Origin of the sequence: Pseudomonas sp. Sample_14, from assembly GCF_004307515.1 — a bacterium.
GTDB classification, from domain to species: Bacteria; Pseudomonadota; Gammaproteobacteria; order Pseudomonadales; family Pseudomonadaceae; genus Aquipseudomonas; species Aquipseudomonas atacamensis.
This window is the reverse complement of record NZ_RCOC01000097.1, coordinates 1-4,090: the sequence shown is the minus strand read 5'-3', so window position 1 is coordinate 4,090 and position 4,090 is coordinate 1. Positions and strand designations below refer to the sequence as shown.

Genomic DNA, 4,090 nt, shown 5'->3' with positions numbered 1-4,090 from the left:
CCATATACGCAGTCAAATGTGACGAGGGAATCAAACATCGCTGAAACTATCATTTGTCTCCTGTCAGTCCAGACTGAATTTAACCTGAGTACCGTCTGGTAAATTTTTAATCTTATCGGCTATATCGGCTCTGAGCCGCATGCCTTCTACAGCATCGGCAACATATAAATTATCCAAGGAAAAATCACCGCCCATTACAAAAGGCACTTTGGGCAGCAAACGCATCCCAGCACGAACTGGACCATTGCGCTTTTGCCACTGATGAGCCAACGGATAGCCTGTCAATACTTCATAGTCGTGCAGAACTATTTCAGCCCAGCTTTCAACATCCGCAGCCAAGTACTCTAACGAGCCAGTTTCCGGATCAAAAATGTAGATACTCCCATCCTTGATACAGAACTGTCCACCAAAGATATCTTCAGCAAAAAAGACACCGTTATCGGCTAGGCCTTTGTAGCTAGTGCGCCACAGGTCAGCGTGATTCCAATCAGATATGCCTATTTCACTTTGGCTGGAGTCGCTTGGAAAAACATGCAGCGCGCCTTCAAAAGCATAGAAGCCATTGCGCTGACGCAGCACATTAAGAAGTTGTTCCGCCGAAGCCCCTGCCATGTTGCGTATTGGCCCAGACAGTTGTGGTTCACGCGCACTCAAGGACGAACTTGCAATCGATAACAACTTATCCAGATTATTCATAATCTAATCTATCACCTCTATTCTAACCTTCGTCCCGTTAGGCAACTCTCTGCATTGAGCGCCATTACAAGCGCCTGGTCAACGTGTCAGGCTTTCCTGCCCCGATGGCATCTTCAATATGTTGCGCCGACTCGGGGAAACGGGGACAGATCACGTTTTGGAATGCGTTTTAAACATGGTCTGTCCCCGTTTATCTAGGCGCTAGGCCGGTGTCAGATCACATCTAGGCCTCTACAATTAACAAGAGACATTCAAACCACAAGCAGAGATAAAATCACGTATCGGTATATCAAGAACGCTACTTTCTCCAGCGGAGAGTACATCTTGCAATGTGACGATGCCTTTTTCAAAGTCTAAAGAAACGTCAAAGCAATTAAACTCGAACGCCCTGAACAGAATGCTCTCTGAGCAAACCCGCTCATCAAAGGCGTTTTTCAAAATAGAGCGAACGCTGTCGTCCAACTCTTGGGCCACAAATCGTTCTATTATCGTGCCGCCACTGCTCATAACCATTCCTAACCAGTACGAGAACGCAGTCTGGATCACACCATCCCGAACATTTATTTTGATTGTCGAGATCGGAGCGCATCAGACGTTTGTTCCAATCACCTTACTTGGGAAAACGGCGGACAGACACGTTTTACTCCTTCATGTCGTAGAGGGTGCGGCCCTTGTTTTGCGCGGCCAGCAGGTTCAGATCATTACCGGCGTACACGTAGGCTTCGTTGCCTGTGCAGATCTTCCCCGCGACCAGTGTGGTGTCGAGGTCCGGGCTGGTATTTGCGTCGCCGCTGGCGATGAATCAGCAGCTTCCTGAAAAGAGTGGTCGTCCTCTTCATGGACGCGTTTCTTGCCGTGCCTGCTGTGGATTTCGACGTTGTGTTCATCACCGGCCGAGACAGGGAGATATCGCGCTTGGCCTCGGCGGTAAGGTTGCCGGTAGCTTCGGCGATGGCGACAACGTTGATGTCGCGACCGGCATTGAGCTTCAGGTCGCCACCGCTTTTACGCTGGACGAGAATTGAAAGGTGGTCTGTCCCCGTTTATCTCCTCCATTTGTTGTGAATAACGCTTTTCTAATCTTTCAGCAGACCTTTGAACTCCATCGCGTTCATCTGGAAAGTAAGCAGAATAAACATCAGCTGCAATTTTCATCAGAGAAACGTAGTCAGCCACAGGTATGCTAGAAGTTAACGCTTCCCCCAAGAAGAAACTTACCTCATTGAATTCTTCTGGATCGTCCCAATCCTGATCAAGCGAGTAAAAAAAACCTTCAGCCACTGAGAACCCATGTCCCTGCGAAGCGTCGTAGATAAACGCAGGAAAATTAGTCCTCCCTCTTACGATAGAAGCCTCAATTAACTCGTAAAGACCCTCATAATCTGCGTCAGTTGAAGAAAATGATTCCTTGAGAACCTCTAACCAAACCAAATCAGCCATTATTTCGTCCTCGGCGGCATAGTAATAAATGAGTTTGTTATATCTCCAGTTTTGCTATCACGCGTCACTTGAAAGTAATAACCATCAACTTTGATACTGGCCTCCCTCATGGCTGGATTAGCTCTGAACAAAGAGCCAGCTTCGACTGCCGCCCTGCTCGACATATCAGCCACCTTGATATCTGACAGAATTTTCGAATCATAAGTTGTTTTGGTGGATTTGGACTTGTATCCACCGACCAACTCGCCCCGAGTGTTAGTTTTAGGCAACTGATAACTATACTCCACAAGGCCAGGATAACGGACATCCGTAGTTTTATTGGAGATTTTTGCCCCAGTTTTTTCAACCGACTCCAAGAAGGCATCGCTGTTATGAGCACCAGAAATCGTCCCCGCCTTACTATTACGCACGCCAATCTGGGTGTTATGACTAAGAACTTTCTCGCCAAAATCTTTCAAAAATGTAGAGGTTGCCTGACCTCCAACGGTGGCTGCCCCCTCTGAACCTATCGCTGCCGGCCTAACGACTGCCGCAATCTGCTCAGCCGTTAGCTTAGCCCCAGTTTTCGCTTCGATCTCCATCAAACCGCGGAGATCACTCAGTTCCTTGGCTGCGGCCCCACCTGCTGTGGCCCCTAACCCCACGGGAAGTGCCTCCGACATTCCTGCCTCAGCGGTCCAGATCGCGACTTCGTTCGCGCACAGCACTGGGTTTGCTGCACAAGTAGCTGCACCTCTCGTGGCCAACTGTCCAAGCAAACCAATCGCTTCCGGCGCAAGAGCAATAATTCCCGCTGCAGCCAACAATTTCACCGCATTAGCCGGATCCCCTTTCGGAAGGTGGTCGAGGACCGCTCGCGTCCTAGCGTTGGTCGAGTCGGCGATATTGCTATGAAGGAATTGATCTGTGATCCCCGAATCGTCATTTTCCCAAAGTTTATTTAATGCAAGAGAGCCTTCATCAATCTCAGCCTTGATCTGCGCGCAATCGCCGGTCGCCCAACAGTTATTGAGCCGCGCCGTGTTATCCGCATCACGCTTGGCAAACTCAGCTCGAACAGCATCACAGTTGTCTTTACACTCCTTAAGCGCTTTCTCGAGGTCTTTTACATCCTGGTGATTCAGGAAGTTGTACTGTGTCGCATTGTTGGCAACCCAAGAGGCGTTTTCCAATGACTCTTGATCAGTATTGCCCAGCGCAGTTGCGGAGAGCACCCCCACTATCTGCGACCCCATGAGCAACAACTCGGGATTGCCCTTGAACCATTTGTTCATCTCACCAACAAGCGCTTCATTCGCACCAGCCGCCAACGCGCCTGTCGCAAAATCCCCGCCGGTCATCTCCGACAACAGCCCACCCACCGCCGCATGAATGATGATTTTGCCCGCTGAGCCATCATCCAGAACGCCCTGCGTGAGATCGCCCACCATGTTGAAGCTGAACGCTGCGACGGTATTGAACAGAGCCGTCTTCAGAACGTCACCGGCACTTGCATCGCCGCCGACTGCCTTGGTGATCAGCGCCGAAGTGCCACCCTGGATGATTTGGCTTCCAGCGAATCTACCGACGCCCTCCCACGTGGCTAACGACGGGCCGAGCAACTTTCCGGTATTCGGATCGTATTTCATCCCCGTCAGCTGGTTCAGGTATTCGGCCATCAATCCGGCTGTCACTCCGGAAATCACATAGCCCTTCAGTGCATCGGATGAAGTAACGTCCGCGAAAACCGCTCCAAGGTTTCCGCCGTTATTGATAAAACTGGTCGTGGCATTTGTGGCTGCACCTGTTGCCACAGCGGCGAGGCCTGCGGCCCAGGCTGTGCCCATGCTCGCGCTTAGCGAAGCGAACGCAGCAGGCCCGACAAAGGCAGCCATCACGATCGCAATAATCATCTGCGAAGCCGGGCCAAGCCCCGAGTTGCTGTATTTAAACGACTCGTGAATCTCCTTCACGC

At 50.6% G+C, this 4,090-nt stretch carries 5 protein-coding genes; 1 reads left to right on the top strand and 4 read right to left on the bottom strand.

Annotated features, from left to right (window positions below; all coding sequences use genetic code 11):
- Positions 1 to 63: 63 nt before the first annotated feature.
- Together D8U61_RS25585 and D8U61_RS25580 are read right to left on the bottom strand one after the other, a co-directional pair.
- Positions 64 to 696 carry an SMI1/KNR4 family protein gene (locus tag D8U61_RS25585; protein ID WP_241149652.1) on the bottom strand — a complete coding sequence of 211 codons (633 nt, stop codon included), beginning with the start codon at positions 694 to 696 and terminating at the stop codon, positions 64 to 66.
- Positions 697 to 933: 237 nt separating this feature from the next.
- Entirely contained in the window at positions 934 to 1,203 is a 270-nt protein-coding gene (locus D8U61_RS25580; RefSeq protein WP_016775048.1) for a hypothetical protein, read from the bottom strand.
- A 218-nt stretch (positions 1,204 to 1,421) separates the two neighbouring features.
- Between D8U61_RS25580 and D8U61_RS25575 the strand changes: the two genes are divergently transcribed.
- Complete coding sequence (locus tag D8U61_RS25575) at positions 1,422 to 1,721, top strand: hypothetical protein (protein ID WP_130927882.1); 300 nt, start codon at positions 1,422 to 1,424, stop codon at positions 1,719 to 1,721.
- On the opposite strand, the gene D8U61_RS25570 is transcribed toward D8U61_RS25575, so the two are convergent.
- Both D8U61_RS25570 and D8U61_RS28160 read right to left on the bottom strand, forming a co-directional pair.
- Complete coding sequence (locus tag D8U61_RS25570; protein ID WP_016775049.1) at positions 1,702 to 2,136, bottom strand: hypothetical protein; 435 nt, start codon at positions 2,134 to 2,136, stop codon at positions 1,702 to 1,704. The two genes, D8U61_RS25575 and D8U61_RS25570, sit on opposite strands and share 20 nt — an antisense overlap.
- On the bottom strand, positions 2,136 to 4,090 hold a 1,955-nt coding region (locus tag D8U61_RS28160; protein WP_241663655.1), incomplete at its 5' end, for a DUF637 domain-containing protein. The genes D8U61_RS25570 and D8U61_RS28160, both read right to left, overlap by 1 nt.

Coding starts and splice junctions, on each gene's coding strand:
- D8U61_RS25585 (WP_241149652.1), bottom strand. CDS start 696: ATGAATAATCTGGATAAGTTGTTATCGATTGCAAGTTCGTCCTTGAGT.
- D8U61_RS25580 (WP_016775048.1), bottom strand. CDS start 1,203: ATGAGCAGTGGCGGCACGATAATAGAACGATTTGTGGCCCAAGAGTTG.
- D8U61_RS25570 (WP_016775049.1), bottom strand. CDS start 2,136: ATGGCTGATTTGGTTTGGTTAGAGGTTCTCAAGGAATCATTTTCTTCA.